General features: G+C 58.8%; 20 protein-coding genes. 9 read left to right on the top strand and 11 right to left on the bottom strand.

All coding sequences use genetic code 11. The features are described from left to right. Window positions 1-2: 2 nt before the first annotated feature. Both cydB and HK24_RS01415 read left to right on the top strand, forming a co-directional pair. Window positions 3-1,028, top strand: coding sequence for a cytochrome d ubiquinol oxidase subunit II (gene cydB / locus HK24_RS01420; RefSeq protein ID WP_046901265.1), 1,026 nt, complete (start codon window positions 3-5; stop codon window positions 1,026-1,028). Between the two features lie 19 nt (window positions 1,029-1,047). Further along, window positions 1,048-1,203, top strand: coding sequence for a DUF2474 domain-containing protein (locus HK24_RS01415; RefSeq protein WP_086633006.1), 156 nt, complete (start codon window positions 1,048-1,050; stop codon window positions 1,201-1,203). A 54-nt stretch (window positions 1,204-1,257) separates the two neighbouring features. Here HK24_RS01415 and gloB read toward each other — a convergent pair whose 3' ends face one another. Next, on the bottom strand, window positions 1,258-1,974 hold the full coding sequence (gloB, locus tag HK24_RS01410) for a hydroxyacylglutathione hydrolase (RefSeq protein ID WP_086633005.1): 717 nt from the start codon (window positions 1,972-1,974) through the stop codon (window positions 1,258-1,260). A gap of 40 nt (window positions 1,975-2,014) precedes the next feature. On the opposite strand from gloB, the gene HK24_RS01405 reads away from it, so the two are divergent. The 3 genes from HK24_RS01405 to HK24_RS01395 all read left to right on the top strand — a co-directional run bounded on the left by HK24_RS01405 (window position 2,015) and on the right by HK24_RS01395 (window position 4,366). Continuing rightward, entirely contained in the window at window positions 2,015-2,731 is a 717-nt protein-coding gene (locus HK24_RS01405) for a methyltransferase domain-containing protein (protein WP_086633004.1), read from the top strand. Between the two features lie 61 nt (window positions 2,732-2,792). After that, the gene (locus HK24_RS01400; protein ID WP_086633003.1) at window positions 2,793-3,470 is read left to right on the top strand and encodes a phosphatidylserine decarboxylase; all 678 of its coding nucleotides are present in this window, start codon (window positions 2,793-2,795) and stop codon (window positions 3,468-3,470) included. A 14-nt stretch (window positions 3,471-3,484) separates the two neighbouring features. Next, window positions 3,485-4,366: a phosphatidylcholine/phosphatidylserine synthase gene (locus HK24_RS01395; RefSeq protein WP_046901261.1), complete on the top strand. Its 882-nt coding sequence runs from the start codon at window positions 3,485-3,487 to the stop codon at window positions 4,364-4,366. Between the two features lie 84 nt (window positions 4,367-4,450). On the opposite strand, the gene HK24_RS01390 is transcribed toward HK24_RS01395, so the two are convergent. The 10 genes from HK24_RS01390 to HK24_RS01345 all read right to left on the bottom strand — a co-directional run bounded on the left by HK24_RS01390 (window position 4,451) and on the right by HK24_RS01345 (window position 14,134). Continuing rightward, window positions 4,451-5,386, bottom strand: coding sequence for an ROK family protein (locus HK24_RS01390; RefSeq protein ID WP_046901260.1), 936 nt, complete (start codon window positions 5,384-5,386; stop codon window positions 4,451-4,453). A 171-nt stretch (window positions 5,387-5,557) separates the two neighbouring features. Then, on the bottom strand, window positions 5,558-6,025 hold the full coding sequence (locus HK24_RS01385) for an NADH-quinone oxidoreductase subunit B family protein (protein WP_086633053.1): 468 nt from the start codon (window positions 6,023-6,025) through the stop codon (window positions 5,558-5,560). A 14-nt stretch (window positions 6,026-6,039) separates the two neighbouring features. Further along, entirely contained in the window at window positions 6,040-7,506 is a 1,467-nt protein-coding gene (locus tag HK24_RS01380) for a hypothetical protein (protein WP_233125916.1), read from the bottom strand. Then, window positions 7,476-8,567 carry a hypothetical protein gene (locus tag HK24_RS01375; RefSeq protein WP_086633002.1) on the bottom strand — a complete coding sequence of 364 codons (1,092 nt, stop codon included), beginning with the start codon at window positions 8,565-8,567 and terminating at the stop codon, window positions 7,476-7,478. The genes HK24_RS01380 and HK24_RS01375 overlap by 31 nt, the downstream gene beginning before the upstream one ends. Beyond that, entirely contained in the window at window positions 8,567-9,088 is a 522-nt protein-coding gene (locus HK24_RS01370) for a hypothetical protein (protein WP_086633001.1), read from the bottom strand. Before HK24_RS01370 ends, HK24_RS01375 begins: the two co-directional genes overlap by 1 nt. Continuing rightward, entirely contained in the window at window positions 9,085-9,945 is an 861-nt protein-coding gene (locus HK24_RS01365; protein ID WP_086633000.1) for a hypothetical protein, read from the bottom strand. The genes HK24_RS01370 and HK24_RS01365 overlap by 4 nt, the downstream gene beginning before the upstream one ends. After that, window positions 9,942-11,189, bottom strand: a complete 1,248-nt coding sequence (locus tag HK24_RS01360) for a hypothetical protein (protein WP_086632999.1) — start codon at window positions 11,187-11,189, stop codon at window positions 9,942-9,944. The genes HK24_RS01365 and HK24_RS01360 overlap by 4 nt, the downstream gene beginning before the upstream one ends. 105 nt (window positions 11,190-11,294) lie before the next feature. After that, complete coding sequence (locus tag HK24_RS01355) at window positions 11,295-12,140, bottom strand: aldo/keto reductase (RefSeq protein ID WP_086632998.1); 846 nt, start codon at window positions 12,138-12,140, stop codon at window positions 11,295-11,297. Between the two features lie 66 nt (window positions 12,141-12,206). Beyond that, window positions 12,207-12,650, bottom strand: coding sequence for a DNA polymerase III subunit chi (locus HK24_RS01350; protein WP_086632997.1), 444 nt, complete (start codon window positions 12,648-12,650; stop codon window positions 12,207-12,209). Window positions 12,651-12,652: 2 nt separating this feature from the next. Further along, on the bottom strand, window positions 12,653-14,134 hold the full coding sequence (locus HK24_RS01345) for a leucyl aminopeptidase (protein ID WP_086632996.1): 1,482 nt from the start codon (window positions 14,132-14,134) through the stop codon (window positions 12,653-12,655). A 105-nt stretch (window positions 14,135-14,239) separates the two neighbouring features. Here HK24_RS01345 and HK24_RS01340 point away from each other — a divergent pair, with 105 nt between their 5' ends. The 4 genes from HK24_RS01340 to HK24_RS01325 all read left to right on the top strand — a co-directional run bounded on the left by HK24_RS01340 (window position 14,240) and on the right by HK24_RS01325 (window position 17,237). Beyond that, a complete protein-coding gene (locus HK24_RS01340; protein WP_086632995.1) occupies window positions 14,240-14,878 on the top strand; it encodes a hypothetical protein in 639 nt (212 codons plus the stop codon). A 65-nt stretch (window positions 14,879-14,943) separates the two neighbouring features. After that, a complete protein-coding gene (locus HK24_RS01335) occupies window positions 14,944-15,741 on the top strand; it encodes a 3'(2'),5'-bisphosphate nucleotidase CysQ (protein ID WP_086632994.1) in 798 nt (265 codons plus the stop codon). Then, window positions 15,738-16,751: an L-threonylcarbamoyladenylate synthase gene (locus tag HK24_RS01330; RefSeq protein ID WP_086632993.1), complete on the top strand. Its 1,014-nt coding sequence runs from the start codon at window positions 15,738-15,740 to the stop codon at window positions 16,749-16,751. Before HK24_RS01335 ends, HK24_RS01330 begins: the two co-directional genes overlap by 4 nt. A gap of 3 nt (window positions 16,752-16,754) precedes the next feature. Beyond that, window positions 16,755-17,237, top strand: a complete 483-nt coding sequence (locus tag HK24_RS01325; RefSeq protein ID WP_086632992.1) for a hypothetical protein — start codon at window positions 16,755-16,757, stop codon at window positions 17,235-17,237. The last annotated feature ends 38 nt before the right edge of the window (window positions 17,238-17,275 follow it).

Raw genomic sequence — 17,275 nt, 5'->3', positions numbered from 1 at the left:
TCATGACCGAATCCGCCGCTTTCTGGCTTCCCGTGGTCTGGGCCGTTCTCGCGGCCTCAGCCATCTTCCTCTACGTCATCCTTGATGGCTTTGACCTCGGCATCGGCGTCCTGTTCCTCAAGGAACGGGATCACGATCACCGCAACGTCATGGTCAACACGGTCGCCCCTGTCTGGGACGGCAACGAAACCTGGATGATCTTCGGCGGCGCCGCACTCTACGGCGTCTTCCCGGTCGCCTACGGCACGATTCTTCCCGCGCTGTACCTGCCCATCCTGTTCATGCTGCTGGCTCTCATCCTTCGCGGTGTCTCCTTCGAGTTCCGCTTCAAGATGAAGTCTCCCGGTTCACAGCTGTTCTGGGATGCATCCTTCTGCGGTGGCTCCATCGTTGCAGCATTCATGCAGGGTGTGATCCTCGGGACGCTGGTGCAGGGCATTCCCGTCCAGAACAACGTGTTCGTCGGAACCTCGCTGGACTGGCTGACGCCGTTTGCACTGTTCTGTGGTGCCGCCGTCACAATCGGCTACGCACTTCTGGGCTCCACGTGGCTCATCTGGCGCTGTGAAGGCGAACTGCAGGATACGATGCGTCGTGTTTCCTACGGCCTTGCCGGCCTGATGCTGCTGACGATCGTCGCTGTATCTGTCTGGACGCCACAGCTTCACACCACCTACATGCAGCATTGGCTGGAATGGCCACAGCTTGCTCTGGTCCTGCCGGTTCCCGTCGCTGTCGTAGCTGTGGCTGGCGCGCTGTTCCTGGGCCTGCGCAACCGCAAGTCCCACCTGCTGCCGTTCATCTCGACACTGGGTCTGTTCTTCCTCTGCTTCTCCGGTCTCGGGATCAACGTGTGGCCGTATATCGTGCCGCCGACCATAACGATCTGGCAGGCCTCTTCGCCACCAAGCAGTCAGGCTTTCGTCCTGTTCGGTGCGATGTTCCTGCTGCCAGTCATCCTCGGCTACACGATTTATTCCTACTACGTGTTCCGTGGAAAAGTGACGAACGAGCATCACTACCACTGACCTTCAGGGAGTTCGCGCCATGAGAATCGAGTACGGAAAGCCCAACCAGAAAACCGGCACTGTCGCCTGGATGAAACGGGTGGGATGGTTCGTACTCTTCTGGCTCAGCGGTGTCCTCGTCGTTGGCGTGGGCGCTGAACTCCTCAAGAGGATCATCTTCGGCGGCCATCACTAACCGAGGCCTCCCAAAGAAAAACCCCGCCCCTGAAAGGCGGGGTTTTTCATGCCCTCAGAAGGTATCTTTCTGCCGACGCAATTCCGCAAACTGCGACACATCGGACGCTCGCAGAAATGGATTCGTGGCCCGCTCCGTTCCCAGAGAGACTGGCAATGTTGGTCTCCCCGCTTCCAGAAGCGTTTCCACTTCCGCTGCCCGTGCTTTCAGAGCCTGATTGTCTGGATCGACATGCAATGCGAACGCGACGTTCGAGCGGGTATACTCATGTCCGGCACAAACCAGCGTGTTATCAGGCAGTGCATCATAACGATGGAGACTCCGATACAGCTCTTCTGCTGTACCCTCCAGCAGGCGCCCACATCCGACACTGAACAGCACATCACCACAGAACAACGCAGGCGCTTCAGGCACAACATAGGAAAGATGCCCGACAGCGTGTCCCGGCGTTAGAAGAACGTCCACTTTCGTGGATCCGATATAAAAGCTGTCACCATCTTCAAGGCCACGATCCAGCTTGGGGAGCCATTCCTGCTTCTGGGATGGGCCGAACACTTTCGCGCCATATCGTTCGCGAAGAGCTTCCACCCCTCCCGTATGATCCGCGTGGTGATGCGTCAGAAGAATCAGATCAAGACGCCCTTCTCCCAACACGTCCATGACTGGGCCAGCTTCGCCTGGGTCCACGACAGCCCGCGTCCCGTCTTCTGCTTTCAAAAGCCAGACATAATTGTCTGACAAAACCGGAATGGACTGAATATCAAGTGACATGACAGTTCCCCTGAACTGAGCTTGCTGGTTAGATACTTCCATGCTGACGCGCCTGACACGCACCCGTTCCGAAGATGCTGCCGCTTTCTATCAAAGCTGGGCAGGCCAACGCACAGCCAGTCTCCTCAACCGAAGATTGAACAGTCTCCTGCCAGACCTCCGGGCGCGTCGACTGCTCGGGATAGGGTACCCCGGCCCCTATCGCCCTGCCACAGCCGGGTGCGCAATTTCTGCGCGTTTGCAGCATCCCCAGACCCAGCGCCCATTTCACCACATCGTTCAGGACTGCCTGATTGATAGCGGGCGCCTGCCTTTCGATGACCTGTCGATGGATACGGTGCTGGTCGTTCATGGACTTGAGTTCACCCGCTCAGCAGCAGAGTTTCTCCGCGCCGCCTGGAAAGTCATGACGGATGACGGCTACCTGATTCTCGTCGTGCCAAACCGCTCCGGCTACTGGGCCCATACGGATGCAACACCTTTTGGTCACGGCGTCCCCTTCAGCACCAGACAGCTGACACGGCTGCTGGAGCAGGGACTGTTCCAAATCGAGCATCACACTGGCGCCCTCATGACGCCCCCTGCTCTGCTGTCGCGCCTTTCAGGCACACTTCCAGAGCGCCTTGGAAAAATGATCCGCTACCCCTGCGCGGGCGTCCATATCGTGGTGGCTCGCAAGAACGTCTATGCAGGCCTTCCCCTGATGGACGAAAAAGCGCGCGTGACCGTCCCCAGACAGGTTGCAGAACCTGCCTGAAAAACGCCTTCTTTGTGGCGAATTCTTGACCCTAGCTTCCTGTGCCGTAAGAGTGCGTTCCATGTCGTTGATCCAGTCCCTCAAACTTGTCCTGTCGCCGCCGCATCGCGCTGCGACTCCCTTCCTCGCTGCAGGTGCCTTCGTTGGCATCGTCGGCCGCCTGACGCCCTGGCGGTTCACGCGTCTCCTCGGAAAGGCTGGCATCGCATTTTCTGCCTTCTGCCTGTACTTCTTCCGGGACCCGAAGCGCACACCACCACCGGGATCAGATCTCGTACTGGCGTCTGCAGATGGCCGCGTAACGTCAGTCTCTCTCGTTGCTCCACCGGCAGCGCTTGAAATGGGCACAACTCCGGTCTGGCGCGTCTCGACGTTCCTGTCCGTGCTGGATGTGCACATCAACCGGATGCCTGCAGCCGGTCAGGTCACGAAGATTGCCTATCATGCAGGCAAGTTCCTGAACGCCAGCCTCGACAAGGCCTCAGAGCACAACGAGCGCAACGAAATCCGCCTGACCCTTCCCGACGGCCGCAATATCGGTGTCGTGCAGATCGCAGGCCTGATTGCGCGCCGTATCCTCTGCTTCGTTGAAGAAGGCGAGCACCTGGAAGCTGGTGAACGCTTTGGTCTGATCCGTTTTGGCTCCCGCACAGACGTGTATCTGCCGCCGGGTGTTGAGCCGATCGTTGTTGAAGGCCAGACCATGATCGGGGGCGAAACCGTCCTGGCGAAGCTCTGAGCCAGAACGCGCCAATGACCATTCCCGAGACGGCTGAACCCAACCGTCCTGCCAGACGCCGCCGCATTCGTCGCCGACTGCGCCGCATGGGACGCACCCCCCGCACACGCGTGCGGGGACCGTCCTTTAACCGGCTGATTCCCAACATCCTGACCATGCTCGGCCTGTGTGCCGGGTTGAGCGGGATGCGCTTTGCGCTGGAACACCAGTTTGCACACGCAGCGGTCGCTCTCCTGATCGCAGCCTGCATTGATGGACTGGACGGCCGGATTGCCCGCCTTCTGCGCGGCACAACGCGTTTTGGCGCCGAATTCGACAGTCTGTCAGATTTCGTATGCTTCGGTGTCGCACCGTCATTCGTGCTGCTGATCTGGTGCCTTGAAGATGCCGGGCGCTATGCCTTTGTCCCCTGCATCATGTTCACGGTCTGCATGGCCCTTCGTCTGGCACGCTTTAATGCAAGCCTGGATGACGATGACAAGCCGGATTACTCCGCCAACTTCTTTACCGGCGTTCCAGCCCCTGCTGGCGCAGGTATCGTTCTGTTCCCCGTATTCCTGGGCCTTGAGGCAGACAGGATGCACGCCGAAGGCCTTGCAGCTTTCGCCCGTGCACCCATCGTCTCGGCAGTCTGCCTGATCCTGACAGGTCTGCTTCTGGTCTCGACGCTGCCGGTCTGGTCTTTCAAGAATTTCAAGGTTCCGGCCCGCTATGTTCTGCCGCTCATGCTGGGAACGGGCCTCTATGCGGCCGTTCTGGTTGCGGACCCGTGGGGCGCACTAGCCGCAGCCGGACTTTTTTATGTCGCAATACTGCCCTTTTCCCGCCGATCTTATCACCGGCTGAAACGGGCCGCTGAAGACATGTCCGAAACGGTTGAAGAAGAAGCAATCTGAACAAAAAAAGCCGCCGGAATGACCGGCGGCTTTTTTTATGTCTCCACATGGCTGGAAGCAGTCTTCCAGCCATTCGGAAAATACTTACTCGGTCACATCCCAAAGCCATGCTGCACCGCGGACGCCAGAGCTGTCACCATGCAGGTTCTTGACGATTGGAGTTGTGCAGACCGGCGTGATGACGTGCTTGCTCAGGAGCGGCGGAACACGCTCATACAGAGACGCCAGATTGGAAATTCCGCCTCCGAGAACGATCACGTCCGGATCAAGGAAGTTGATCGCAAGGGAACAAGCGCGCGCAAAACGCTCCATGTAGAGGTTCAGTGCGCGAATGGCAGCCTGATCGCCGTTTGCAGCAGCATCTTCGATGCCAGCCGTGTTGCGGTTACCAGGACCCTTCCAGTCAGCTGCGAGAGCCGGACCGGAAAGATAGCGCTCCATGCAGCCCTTGTTTCCGCAGAAGCAAGGACGCGGCTCACCATCTTCAGGGAGCGGCCAGGGAAGCGGCAGATGCCCCCATTCACCAGCAATATGATGGCGCCCCTCAAGCACGCGGCCATTATTGACAATGCCAGCGCCCATGCCCGTTCCGACAATAATGCCAAAAACAGTCTGTGCACCTTTAGCTGCACCATCGGCCGCCTCAGACAACGCAAAGCAGTTTGCATCATTCTCTGTACGAACAGGACGGGACAGAGCCGATTCCAAATCCATGCCGAAAGGCTGATCGTTCAGCCAGGTCGCGTTGGCGTTCTTGATCAGCCCCGTCTCCGGAGAAATCGATCCTGGAATGCCAATACCTAGCGTAGACGTGCTCTGACCGGCAGACACGCGGTGGCTGGGAACAGCCCCCAGACGATGATCCACACTCGTCACGAGATCACGGATCGCAAGAACCGCTTCCGGATAAACACCTGGATTAGGAATTCGCTCACGCAGGACAAGGTCGCCCTGACGATTAAGAACTGCGATCTCGATCTTGGTTCCACCGAGATCAATACCAAGGCGATAGTCAGCCATCTCATGCCCTGTGTTGTTTGGCGGCCGTCTCAAAAGAGAGCCTGAAAACAGATTAACGCACTGTATGCGCTCGTCTGATTGAACGTGAAAGCCTCTGTCGGCAAGTCATCCGATCACAAAAAATCAATGTTTCTGTTTTTGCAGGATCGAGTTCTGGTCAAACTCCGCCATTCATCCCTCAGCGAGACGCTGAAGACCCACAAGAATGTCCTGGGGCGACGGCGGACATCCTGGAATAGCCCGGCGGACCGGCGTGAGTGCTTTCAAGCCTCCCAAAGTGGCATAATTCGGCCCGAACATCCCGCCATCAACAGCGCAAGCCCCTACAGCCACCAGACTTTTTCCAGCCGGCATCGCGTTCCAGACCCGCTCAAGCATCTGAACACAAGCCCTGCCCATCGGCCCCGTAACCAACAGCCAGTCTGCATCTGCCGGATCGGTAACGCGTGCGAAGCCATATTGCTCAAGAGCAAAAGCACTGCCGCACAAACTCTCTACTTCCATGGCGCAGCCTTCACATCCGCCGGTCTCCAATACGTACAAATTGATCGTATCGGGACGGACAGACGTGCCTTTGTCAGCGGATACTCTCCAACGCGAGACATTCAGGAAAGCGTGCAACACACTGAGTGGGCCCATAGTCTGAAACGCTGTCACATCGCCACTCCAGACGGGGCCAGAGCCAGAGACTTCAGCCCGGCGCTCAAACGCTCAGGAGCCTCTCCCTGCAACACGCGATGCAGAACGGGCAGCAAAGAGACAGCCGGGTCTCGGGCATGGACAGACTCAATCTTCCCATTTTTCAGGCGCACCCAATACCAGACGTCACCTCTCGCCCCTTCAGCCGCGCCAATGCCTTCCTGCGTAGCTTCAGGTGCGGGCTCGTCATCATCCATGCCGATGCTCCCCAAAATCCGCTTGATCAAAGCCAGAGAATCCCGGATTTCCGTCAAACGCAGCGCATCGCGGGCTGCCGCGTCGCCATCGCTTGAGCCTGTTGCCCGCAAAGCATCCAGCCGCATACCAACTTCCCTGCGACGCACATCCAGACTTCGACCCGAAGCCCGACCGACCAGACCACCCACGGCAAATTCACGTGCCTGCGCGGGCGCCAAAACCGCCAGTCCCTTCAAACGGGGTGCAAATACGGATTGCAGTTCGCGCAGTTGCGCCATGCGGGAATACATGACCTCCAGAACAGCCTGAGCCAGCGGAACGATTTCCAAACCAGACCGCACACCCTCGCACGTGATCACGTCCGTTAGTCGGCGCGGTACGCCCTGCTCTGTACAAGCGGCGGCAATAGCCTCCCGTGCATGCTCACAGTGTGTTGCCAGCAGCCCCGCATCCACGGCACGTGCTGTTCTCGCCAGATCGAAGAGGTGGACGGAAATTCGCTCGATTTCGAGAAGGATCATCCAGGCATCCCGCGTCCCTGGACCCGGCTGCAACCCGCGCGCTTGAGCAACAGCCCGGCAAAACGCCATTGGGTGGGCAACAAAACCCCCAGCCGTCATGCGGGCAACCAGCGGAAGTGCCTCTTCAGGCGACAATCCAACCATGCGTTGCAACACACCGCGATGAGCCAGTCCGGCATCGACGGACAGTCCTTGCACTGCGCCGCGCACAACATCGAAAGAGAGTTCGAGCGGACCACTCAATCCTGTTGTTTCCGCGCGCAGGCGGCTACGGCCCGCAGGCAAGGGTATAGCCTGCCCTCCAGGCCCCGGCCGTGAGGAAAGCGGCCATGTCGTTTCCCAGAAACCATCATCAAGGGCAGGACGACCATCTCCGCAGGCACTCATGGCCTCAACGCCCCAGAGATCATAGGCTACGCGTTCCCCCCACTCCGCCGCAGGAAAACGTGAAGATGGCGCCAGATAACGACGATCTTCCACCGCCGTACTGGCCATCAGCGGGCAATCGCCGTCCAGCAACAGCACGTAAACACGCTGCTCATCCGCCCAGCAGGACAACAGTGACAAAGCTCTGCCGGGTGCAGTCAGCATCGCTTCCCATTGCTCGGGATCAAGGTGGTAATGCGCCAGTGCAACCCGCTCACCACTCCGGATGATGCGTTCCATGCTCATCATGGCCGCCACCCAGGTGCTGGATGCCATGCCAGAAGCAGCGGCCCGCAAAGACCGACAAGCAAAAGAACAGCCTCAACGGCCGGAACAATGCCACCCTTGAGACTAAGACCGGACGGCATCAGCCCGCCCAGACGAACCTGCCTCAACCCGGGAAGAAGACAAATGATCATCAGCACGAGGAGCAATGGCTCGAGAGAACGACCAATCGCCAACAAAGCGCAAAAGACTGGCCATGGCGCTACGCCAGCAGCAACCATCTCGTATCGACGTCCGTCATTCTGACGTTCCAGAACAGCCAACCCAACAGACGCTACTAAAAGAAGGACAATTGCACTTCCTTCACCAACTGCCGCGGCAATCGCCCCCAGCGAGGACAGAATGGGCAGGAAGACACCGCGCCCTCGGGACTGGCCTGCCATACGCATGATCAGGGTCCCGAACCCAGCCACCAGCACCAGAATATGAACGAGCGGGTGTCCGTCCAGTCGCAACATCAGCAGAATGGCTGCAAACCTCAGACCCGTATCAAGCAGCACGGCATCAGGTTCCGGAACGGGAGACGGCCCCAGACCGGCCATCATGCACAACCCGACTGTCAGCAGAACCGGCCCCAGAGGAGACTGGTCCATCGACAGCAGGGACGCCCCCAGCACTCCCAGAATAACTCCACCGAGACGTGACCTCGCCATATCCCAGACAATGGCAGCCTTCTGCGCCCCCCGGCCCTCCCGCCAAGCCAAGAGAACCGTTCCTGCGCCGCACAGCACCGTGACGGCAAAGGCTGAATGAACATTCAGTGCCATCAAAGCGCATCCGGTCACCAGAAAGGGCAAAATACGTCCTACCCGGTCTCCCGCAGGCGGCAAAAGAAGCGGCATGACTGCAACCACGCAGGAGCACGCGGCCGCGAGCGCATCCGCACCCGGCATCAGCCAAACTGCAACGGGGGTCATGAGAGCACCAGCAATCGCAAACGTGCGACTGCTGACAGCCTGTCGGCCTGGAGGCGTCATGAGTAGCAGAAAAGCGGCCAGAAGCGGCCAGACTGTCACGGCAAACAGCGTTCCAACGGGAGCAAGTGGATGCATCAGTTTTCCTCCACCCGCCGCCAGGCAAGGCGTGGCAACAGCGTCATCCCCAGTGCGCCCAGAACACCCCATAGCGCTACAGCCGCAGCAAAGAACGGCCACGACTGAAGAACACACGCCATGACAATCAGTCCGTCAGCAGCCATCAGCAGCCCTGTAAACTGCACAAGTGCTGGGCCAAAAGCAGCGCCACAAAGGCCCACCAGAACCGCTCCCGCTCCCAACACAGGCGCCAACCCAAGACTCGCACCTGAAAGGCCAAGTGCCAGCAGCAGTAGCAACGCCCCGACCACAGGCAGCACGGCACCGCGATCTGGCATATGACCAGCGAACCGCCTGAGCCATATCCAGGCACCAATATTCAGACCGATTAACGCGATCGAGGTGAGCAGCGCCAGAAGCCCTCCACAGACTGTCGCCCCTGCAAAAGCACATACCAAACCGTAAAGTGGAAGGCCTCGTCCATCTCGCCCCAGCCCGGCAAGCGCCAGCAGCAGAAGCACGCCAAATCCGACAATCATGTCGCAAACCTCCCGGCGAGCGCGAGCAAAAGCGCCACTCCGGCAAATAGCGCCGTCAGTCTTTCACTGCGTTCCTGTGCGGTGAGCCTCAGTCCAATAAGCACGACCACCACAAGAGCAAGTCGCCCCAACAGGCCGCCCAATCCAACAAACCAGCCCGTCACATCGCTTCCACCCAGACCAACCGTAATGGGCAGAGCGATATCAGCCAGCAGCAGAAGCCAGGCCATATTCAGAACTTCCGCAACATTCCTCGACATCTCACGAACCTGACGGCTTTTTTCGCCGTCCAGACGCTGGATCATATCGTCTTCACGCAGGGGCGGGCAGGAAATCGCCAACGCCAATGCGCATGCGCCCAGCGCACCTTCGAGGCCTGGTGCTGGCTCAATGTGCAACATGGCACATAAGCCCCCCAGACCATCCGCGCCCGGTGCCGCAAGCGCAATCAAGGCTTCCGTCAGGCAGAGCACCAGAACGGCAGGGAGAACCCGCCGCCATTCTTCCCTTTGCTGTGGAACACCTAACATGAGGCGACCAGCCAGCAGCAAAAGGCCGATCAGCAGAGGATTGGCGAGAGAAACAAATGCCCCGCCCGTCGTCACCGCAGGCAGAACAACAAAGCTCAACAACGCAATGGCTAAAACAAGCGCCAGTCTCGGTGCAACAGGCTGCCTTAAGACAACGCCCCAGAAACGGATTGCCCTGCTCATCTGACGCTGAGGCCCGCAAATGGCTTCGCCATTTATCCAGCGAGGCAACTCTGCTAGCGCCCACGCCATGACAGGCGCCAGAACCAGAAGAATAAAAAGCTGAAACAACGTCTGAGCGACAGCCCACAAACCGGTCATCATCATGCCGTCAGACCCAGAACCACCAGAACAAGCGCAAGCAGCACAAGCCAGAGCCCGACCGCCATCTGCCGCATATCTGGCATTTGACCGCTCTTAAGCGCCGTCAGTGCCTGAAGACGAATACGGCCACCAACAATCAAACGACGCATGATCCAGGGCAGAGCTGGAGGTTCTTCGAAGACTCCGATCTCTGAACGGCCGGTCTGCGTCCCCGGAAGCAGTAAGTTCGCGATAGCCTTTTCAAGACCACGCTCCGTGCGCCACGATTTCACAAAGAACAGCCACATCACACTGAGAATTAACATCAAAGCTGGCAGCTTGAGGTGCGCACCGTCTCCGCCGCCCAAAGACCAGAACGGCCAGACCCACTCCCCCTCGACGTGATGAAGCACGGGACTAAACACACCAAACACTGCAACCGGCAGCAGCAGCGCGCCCAGAATAACCCCGCAGACCGCACCTGCGGGACCGATAGGCAAAACACCCGTGTCGGGCCGACGCCCCACAGTCAAAACGTCAAACAGTGAAATCAGGCCAATCAGAAGCGCCACAAGCACTCCAATCACGCTCCAGCCCTGCACACCAGCAGCCAGCCCCAGCGCAGCGTGAATTCCCAGCCACAACACGAGAAACCCCGGCAAGGGCGGAAACGGGAGACGCAGCGTCACGAGGACCGGCATCAGTCTTAGCGCCGGAACGGACAGCGTTATCAGGGTCAGATCCAGCAACAGGCTTTCAAGCGCGATCCGCGCGCCTGTTCCCATTCCCTCATCCTGCGCAGCAATCAGAAGCGTTGCCAGAATGGCAGGCCGGACCAGTCCCAGATCGCCAAGGGAAATTCCCCAGAACACGCTGCGCCCTAAAACGAGCAAAACAAGAGCAGCCAGTCCCGCTGCACAGCCAATAGGGACGACGGCCCCCGCATGCCAGACAAGCGCAACGGCAAGAACAGACGACAACGCCGGAAACAGCGCACCCTCACGCGTAAAGAGCGCAGGCCAGAACAGCACCGGAAAGAGAGAAAGAAGCGCCAACGTACTGTCTGGCAACAACGTCGAGCATATGAGAGCTGGCAGCGCCCACCATACCGGGCACGCTTTGCGCTCCTGCGTCATCAGCACGCCAATCGCTACAGCAACAGCCGGAGCAGACGTCAACAATACAGCCGTAATAGCTGCCGGAAGGGCAAAGCGCCCCCGGCCAACACGGCTTTCCCGGTCTGTCTTAAGAGCAGCAGGAAAGGTCAATGCCGCAAGGCAAAGAGAGACCGGATCAGTATGAAACAGGGCAGAAAAAGTGAGCAGGGTACGGTCCGGTCCAGAGTGGGAACGGGCCGTATCAGATCATGCCCGTCAGATCATGGCGAGAGATACCTTGCGTTGCGGCGGAGGGAAAGCATGATCCAGAACTTTCAGGTCCTCTTCAGTGAGGCTGATTTCCAAACTGGCAACATTGGAGAGGAGATGCTTTGGAGAGCCGGCCTTGGGAATAGCCATGACATTTTCCCGACGCATCACCCAGGCCAGTGCAATCTGAGCAGGGTCAGCCGGGCCAGCAGACGTCTCATGTCTCCCTGCGATCTCGGCAAGAGCGGGGTGCTGGAGAAGTTCACCGCCCTGTCCCAGCGGAGAATACGCCATCGTCACAGTGCCGGTCGAAAGATCATGATCCAGCAGATCAAACTCCGTTCCACGATGCTCCAGACTGTAAAGAACCTGATTAACCTGACAGGACCCTGAAAGCGCCTCGATTTCTTCCATGTCGTCGACATCGAAGTTCGAAACACCCCATCCCCGGATCAGCCCGTCTGTCTGGAGGTCTTCAAACGCCCGAATGGTCTCTTCCAGCGGCGTACCACCCCGCCAGTGCAGCAGATACATGTCCAGCCAGTCCGTATCCAGCCGGTCCAGCGAGCGCCGGCAGGCCCGGCGCACGCCGTCATAAGACGCATTGGACGGGAGAACCTTGCTGACGAGATAAACATCATCCCGCACATCCGCGATGGCTTCCCCAACCAGCTTTTCAGACCGGCCGTTTCCATACATTTCCGCTGTGTCGATAACCCGCAGACCGGCTTCCAGACCCGTGCGCAAACTCTCGATTTCCAGAGCGCGGCGATCTGCACTGTCTCCGACATTCCATGTCCCCATTCCCAATGCAGGAACGGTGGTGCCGTTGCGGAGCGTAACGGTTTTCATAAGTCGTCTCCCGGGAAGAACTCTGTCACACAACGACATACCCCCCGAAGATGTTCCGCCTGAACCTCAGCCGGACTTCTTCCAGCCCCGCTCCTGCTGCTGCCAGTACACAAGAGTATGGCCAGCCGCTTTCAAGGCTACCCATCTTTGACGGGCCCTCTGGACGCTCGCGGGGTCACGCCCATCGAACAGGTCAAAAATTCTTGTGAACGGAGAAAAATCGTCTTCTCCAGCGCCATCAATCCGGAACAGGAACTTTGCGCCATTCGGCACATCAGTCCCTTCTGTCAGCCAGATTGGCTGCCAGGACGCATGACCCATTTTCGCAGTGCCATGCGGAAGCCACACGGGATCGCGGGACGCCCAGAGTGCGGCATCCAGAGCCGTAACGGACGCTACATCGGGGCAACGGACCACGGCCCGCTCCCCAACATCCAGCGTCTTACCCAAAAGCGCAGGCAACGCCTCTTCCAGAGGCGTCCGCGTCAGATGATAAAATCCGACATCCACTCTCAGGCACTGGCCTCATGAGACAGTACGAACTGGTTCAGAAGACGAACCCCAAACCCAGTTGCACCCTTCGGAGCCGTCGGGGACGCCGTCGTCTTCCATGTCGTGCCCGCAATATCCAGATGCGCCCAGACAGTCTCACCAACGAAGCGCTTCAGGAACTCAGCCGCCAGAATGGCACTCCCCGGACGCCCACCAATGTTCTTCATATCAGCAATGTCAGAGTCGATCTGGCGGTTGTAGGCCTCGCCCATCGGCATCCGCCACAGACCTTCGCCAACCTGCTTTCCAGCCTCGAACAGACCGGAAGCCAGCGTGTCGTCATTGCTGAACAAACCTGCGTTTTCCGTTCCAAGGCTCACCACGATTGCACCGGTCAATGTGGCCAGATCAACCATCAGCTTTGGCTTGAAACGATCTTTTGTGTAGGCAAGCACATCCGCCAAAACCAGACGACCCTCGGCGTCCGTATTGAGCACTTCGATGGTCTGGCCGCTATAGCTCGTCACAATATCGCCCGGACGCTGGGCCCGGTCAGACACCATGTTTTCCACCAGCCCGACAACACCAATCGCATTCACAGGAGCCTTGCGGCGCGCCAGTGCGCTCATGAGGCCGATAACCGTGGCGGCACCGCCCATGTCGGTCTTCATCTCGTCCATGCCGGCAGCAGGCTTGATCGAAATTCCACCGCTATCGAACGTCACGCCCTTACCGATGAAGGCCAGAGGGGCCTCATCACCACCACCATTATGACGGACAATCACGGTGCGGGGCTTGTTCGCACTTCCCTGTGCCACCCCCAGAAGGGCACCAAAGCCCAATTCCTGCATGGCGGCTTCATCGAGAACTTCCACTTCAAGACCCGTCTCACGGAGCGCTTCGATCCGCGCGGTGAACGTTTCCGGAGACAGAATGTTGGCGGGTTCGCTGATGAGATCACGGGTCAGAAACACACCGCGAGATACGGCATCCAGAGCCGTCCAGCGCGCTTCAGCGGCGGCAACATCCGAAGCCACGACCGCCAAAGCCTTCAGAACCGGCCTCTCGGAAGACTTCTTCGTGCGATACAGAGCAAAGTCGTAACGAGCCAGACGCGCACCCAACGCAGCTTCCGGTGCAAATTCTGCAATATCTGACGTCAGGGCAAGAACCGCATTAGCCACGCCATCGAGCGCTTTAGCCGCTGAGCCACCACCATTTTCAACAGCAACTGATCCGACAGCCGAGCCATCCTTAGCCGCACATCCCACCAGAACAACCTGAGACAGACCCGCAGATGGCGCCGTCAGCACAACTGTCTGCCCAGCTTCGCCCTTGAAACCCTTGAAAGACACAGCACGGCTCAATGCACCAGCCGTCGCGTCATCGAGTGTCTTGAAGATGCTGTCTTCAAAGGTCGCCTTCCCATGCCCAATCAGGGCAACGGCCTGTGGCTGGGCGTCGTTCAGCGCTGGAAGCGAACCAAAAGAAATATCGAGCATATCGCACCTTTTGCATGGCAGAACCATTTCAGTGCTCCCGTTATCGGGAACAGCGTGCTTCCACACAAGAGGGGAGCAGTTCGATGAGCACAACGGAGACGTCACATGTCACTGCGTTCCGGCTTCATTTCCGCTGCAATCATCGCCTCATTGGCGTGCTCTGTTCCGCATGCAACAGCGCACGCGGCCCCCGGGCAACTCAGCCGGCTCTCACTCCTGCCCCTGCATGACGGACTGAACACCTTCGAAAGCCCACTCGGACCGTTCTCCATTTTCCAGGCATGGCGGGACAACGGAAATGCGTGGGGCTATCACATGTATGTTCTGACGACCGTCATCGACAAAAGAACCAGCGTCATTGGCATCGAAGGGTCTTCAGAAACACCCGATCACTCATTCGAAGACCATCTGAGAGATTCACCTCATACGGGTGAGGACGCGTTGACCACCGTTCAATTTGCTCATGGCGAACTGGATGGAAAACCCGCGACTCTCTTGTTCGAGGCCATTCGAAACCCAAAAGACGGCCCTGTAACCTCTCGTGGCCCAACCATCATTTACATTTACAGCCTTGTCGCATCAGATGGCGTTCCCGGATGGACACCGCTCTATTTTCATTTTGTCAAAAAGATCGCAGTCCCGGGCACATTCTGTAGCTCCGATATCGCATTGAAAGTCGCCACAGGCCTGCCCCTGTCCGCCAATGCGGGGCCGCCCTCCTCTCCAGATGGATGCTTCCCGTAATCACGACGTGACATCTCTCGCATCAGCACATGACGAAACGCCTTTCATGAAGTAGCCTTGCAGGCATGACCTCAGCCCCCCTCCATACGGTCTCCCCAGACGACGACCGCGCCCTGCTGTCCCTCGCATTCCGTCTGGCCTCGGAAGCAGCGGACATCATTAACGAAATCCGTGCCCGAGGCTTCCTCACGGAAGTCAAGAAAGACGCCTCTCCGGTTACGGAGGCAGATCGCGCCTCTGAAGACCACATCCTGCGTGGCCTGCGCACCGCGTGCCCGTCGCTCGCTGCAATCGGGGAAGAGGAAATGTCCGCAGGGATTGAGGTTACAGCCGGGGACGCCTACTGGCTTGTGGACCCGTTGGACGGAACCCGTGGTTTCTCGTCCGGCGGCAAGGACTTCACCGTCAATATAGGCCTGATTCGTGGAGACAGGCCCGCTCTGGGCGTCGTCGCACTTCCAGGATACGGACTGATCTACAGCGGGGGCATAGGGCTCGGCGCGCATCGTTTCGATGGCACGACCAGTACCCCTATCCACACGGCCAAACCTTCTGCTGAAGGGCTACGCGTTCTGGCGTCCAGCCATCATGGGAATACCGAGCTTCTCGAGCGGTGGCTCGCCGGACGGAAAGTTGCGTCCATCGACAAGCTGGCCTCCTCCGTAAAATTCATGCGCGTCGCAGAAGGCGCTGCGGATTTCTATCCCCGTTTCGGCCCGACAATGGAGTGGGACACCGCCGCTCCGCAGGCCATTCTCGAAGCCGCAGGGGGGAGCCTGCTGGATGAAAACGGCCAGCCCTTGCGTTACGGTAAGCCCGACCGCCTGAACTCTTCATTTTACTGCACCGGAGGCGCTTCGTGAGCGAGACCCTTAACACGGAACGCCTGACTGCTGACACAAATGGAATTCGCCGTGCTGCCGAGCTTCTGAAGGCCGGTAAGCTCGTCGCCTTCGGAACCGAGACCGTTTATGGCCTGGGGGCGCTCGCGTCGTCCGACACCGCAGTCGCACGTATTTTTGCAGCCAAGGGACGTCCCCGATTCAATCCCCTCATCAGCCATCTGGCAGATGCAGAAAGCGCCTTTGCACAGGCAGATCTGCATGGGCGGATCAAAGACATGGCGTATGCGCTGGCCGACAAGTTCTGGCCGGGGCCCCTGACGATGGTCCTGCCCCGCGGATCACACTCCACTGTTTCGGACCTGGCCGCCGCTGGCCTGAACACGCTGGCCCTTCGCGTCCCCCGAGGCAAAACGGCTCTTGCCCTCCTCCGTGAGGTTGGCGCCCCCATCGCAGCGCCATCTGCGAACATTTCCGGGACTGTCAGCCCGTCAGACGCCTCGCATGTTCTGCGGTCTCTGGATGGACGGATTGATGCCATTCTGGATTCCGGTCCGTGCTCCGTTGGAGTAGAAAGCACTGTTCTGGATCTCACACGCGATACACCTGTCCTGCTCAGACCGGGTGGCGTGACGCTGGAAGAACTGACGACTCTCTGTGGCCCAATCCAACATCCGGACGATTTTGCCGAAGCACTTCCCTCTTCCCCTGGCAGGCTGGCGTCTCATTATGCGCCCTCCCTGCCAGTCCGCCTTGACGCCTATGACGTCCGCCCCAACGAAGCACTGCTGGCCTTTGGCCCGGCACTTTCCAATGCTGGCTTGACCTGGAATCTGAGTGAAACCGGGAATCTGGAAGAGGCGGCGGCGCGCCTGTTTGCAGGGTTGCGCTTCCTGGACGCAGAAGGCACCAAACGCGGACTGACATGTATCGCGGCACAGCCCATTCCCCGTCAGGGCCTTGGGCTTGCAATTCGGGATCGGCTACGGCGTGCGGCTGAACCACGCCCACTTTCTCAAGCTCTTGGCTGACACATGGCCGAGAACCGCTTCGACCCCAAAGATATCAAAATTCTTTCCGATATTCTCGCGCTGGTTCTCGCAGAGCCGTCTGGTTCTGCCCAAAATGCGCTCGAAGCACTTCGTCTCCGTGCCAAACGCAATAATCTGTCAGGCGGCGCACTCAAAAACCTGTTCGCAAGCCTTGCTGCCGACACCGGACGCCAAAACGCAGCCGATCGGGAAAAACAGTTCCGCCAAAGAATTTCCGATCTTGAGCGCGAACTACGACAAGCCCAGGGTCACCTCCGATCCGCTCAGGGCGCCCTCAGTCATACGCAGATGGAGAGCCGAGCTCTCATGACCGAGATCGCGACACAGCGTGCCCAGCGCCCATGGCGTTACATTACAATTGCCTTTGGGATCAGCGCGGGGCTATTGCTTGGGATCGCGACAAGCCAGTTCTACCATAGCCTGACAGACCGGCCTCCGATTGACCGATCAGTCTACTTCCGCTGATACCGTTTTGTTTTTTTGCCTTTCTCCCGTCACAGGCT

Source organism: Gluconobacter sp. DsW_058 (assembly GCF_002153615.1).
Classification (GTDB): Bacteria; Pseudomonadota; Alphaproteobacteria; order Acetobacterales; family Acetobacteraceae; genus Gluconobacter; species Gluconobacter cerinus.
Note: the sequence above shows the minus strand (reverse complement) of the source record. Positions and strands in the feature narration are given on the sequence as shown.

Coding starts and splice junctions, on each gene's coding strand:
- HK24_RS01400 (WP_086633003.1), top strand. CDS start 2,793: ATGTCGTTGATCCAGTCCCTCAAACTTGTCCTGTCGCCGCCGCATCGC.
- HK24_RS01380 (WP_233125916.1), bottom strand. CDS start 7,506: ATGGCATCCAGCACCTGGGTGGCGGCCATGATGAGCATGGAACGCATC.
- cydB (WP_046901265.1), top strand. CDS start 3: ATGACCGAATCCGCCGCTTTCTGGCTTCCCGTGGTCTGGGCCGTTCTC.
- HK24_RS01395 (WP_046901261.1), top strand. CDS start 3,485: ATGACCATTCCCGAGACGGCTGAACCCAACCGTCCTGCCAGACGCCGC.
- HK24_RS01390 (WP_046901260.1), bottom strand. CDS start 5,386: ATGGCTGACTATCGCCTTGGTATTGATCTCGGTGGAACCAAGATCGAG.
- HK24_RS01370 (WP_086633001.1), bottom strand. CDS start 9,088: ATGATTGTCGGATTTGGCGTGCTTCTGCTGCTGGCGCTTGCCGGGCTG.
- HK24_RS01405 (WP_086633004.1), top strand. CDS start 2,015: ATGCTGACGCGCCTGACACGCACCCGTTCCGAAGATGCTGCCGCTTTC.
- HK24_RS01325 (WP_086632992.1), top strand. CDS start 16,755: ATGGCCGAGAACCGCTTCGACCCCAAAGATATCAAAATTCTTTCCGAT.
- HK24_RS01385 (WP_086633053.1), bottom strand. CDS start 6,025: ATGGGCCCACTCAGTGTGTTGCACGCTTTCCTGAATGTCTCGCGTTGG.
- HK24_RS01355 (WP_086632998.1), bottom strand. CDS start 12,140: ATGAAAACCGTTACGCTCCGCAACGGCACCACCGTTCCTGCATTGGGA.
- HK24_RS01375 (WP_086633002.1), bottom strand. CDS start 8,567: ATGCATCCACTTGCTCCCGTTGGAACGCTGTTTGCCGTGACAGTCTGG.
- HK24_RS01340 (WP_086632995.1), top strand. CDS start 14,240: ATGTCACTGCGTTCCGGCTTCATTTCCGCTGCAATCATCGCCTCATTG.
- gloB (WP_086633005.1), bottom strand. CDS start 1,974: ATGTCACTTGATATTCAGTCCATTCCGGTTTTGTCAGACAATTATGTC.
- HK24_RS01335 (WP_086632994.1), top strand. CDS start 14,944: ATGACCTCAGCCCCCCTCCATACGGTCTCCCCAGACGACGACCGCGCC.
- HK24_RS01345 (WP_086632996.1), bottom strand. CDS start 14,134: ATGCTCGATATTTCTTTTGGTTCGCTTCCAGCGCTGAACGACGCCCAG.
- HK24_RS01415 (WP_086633006.1), top strand. CDS start 1,048: ATGAGAATCGAGTACGGAAAGCCCAACCAGAAAACCGGCACTGTCGCC.
- HK24_RS01365 (WP_086633000.1), bottom strand. CDS start 9,945: ATGATGATGACCGGTTTGTGGGCTGTCGCTCAGACGTTGTTTCAGCTT.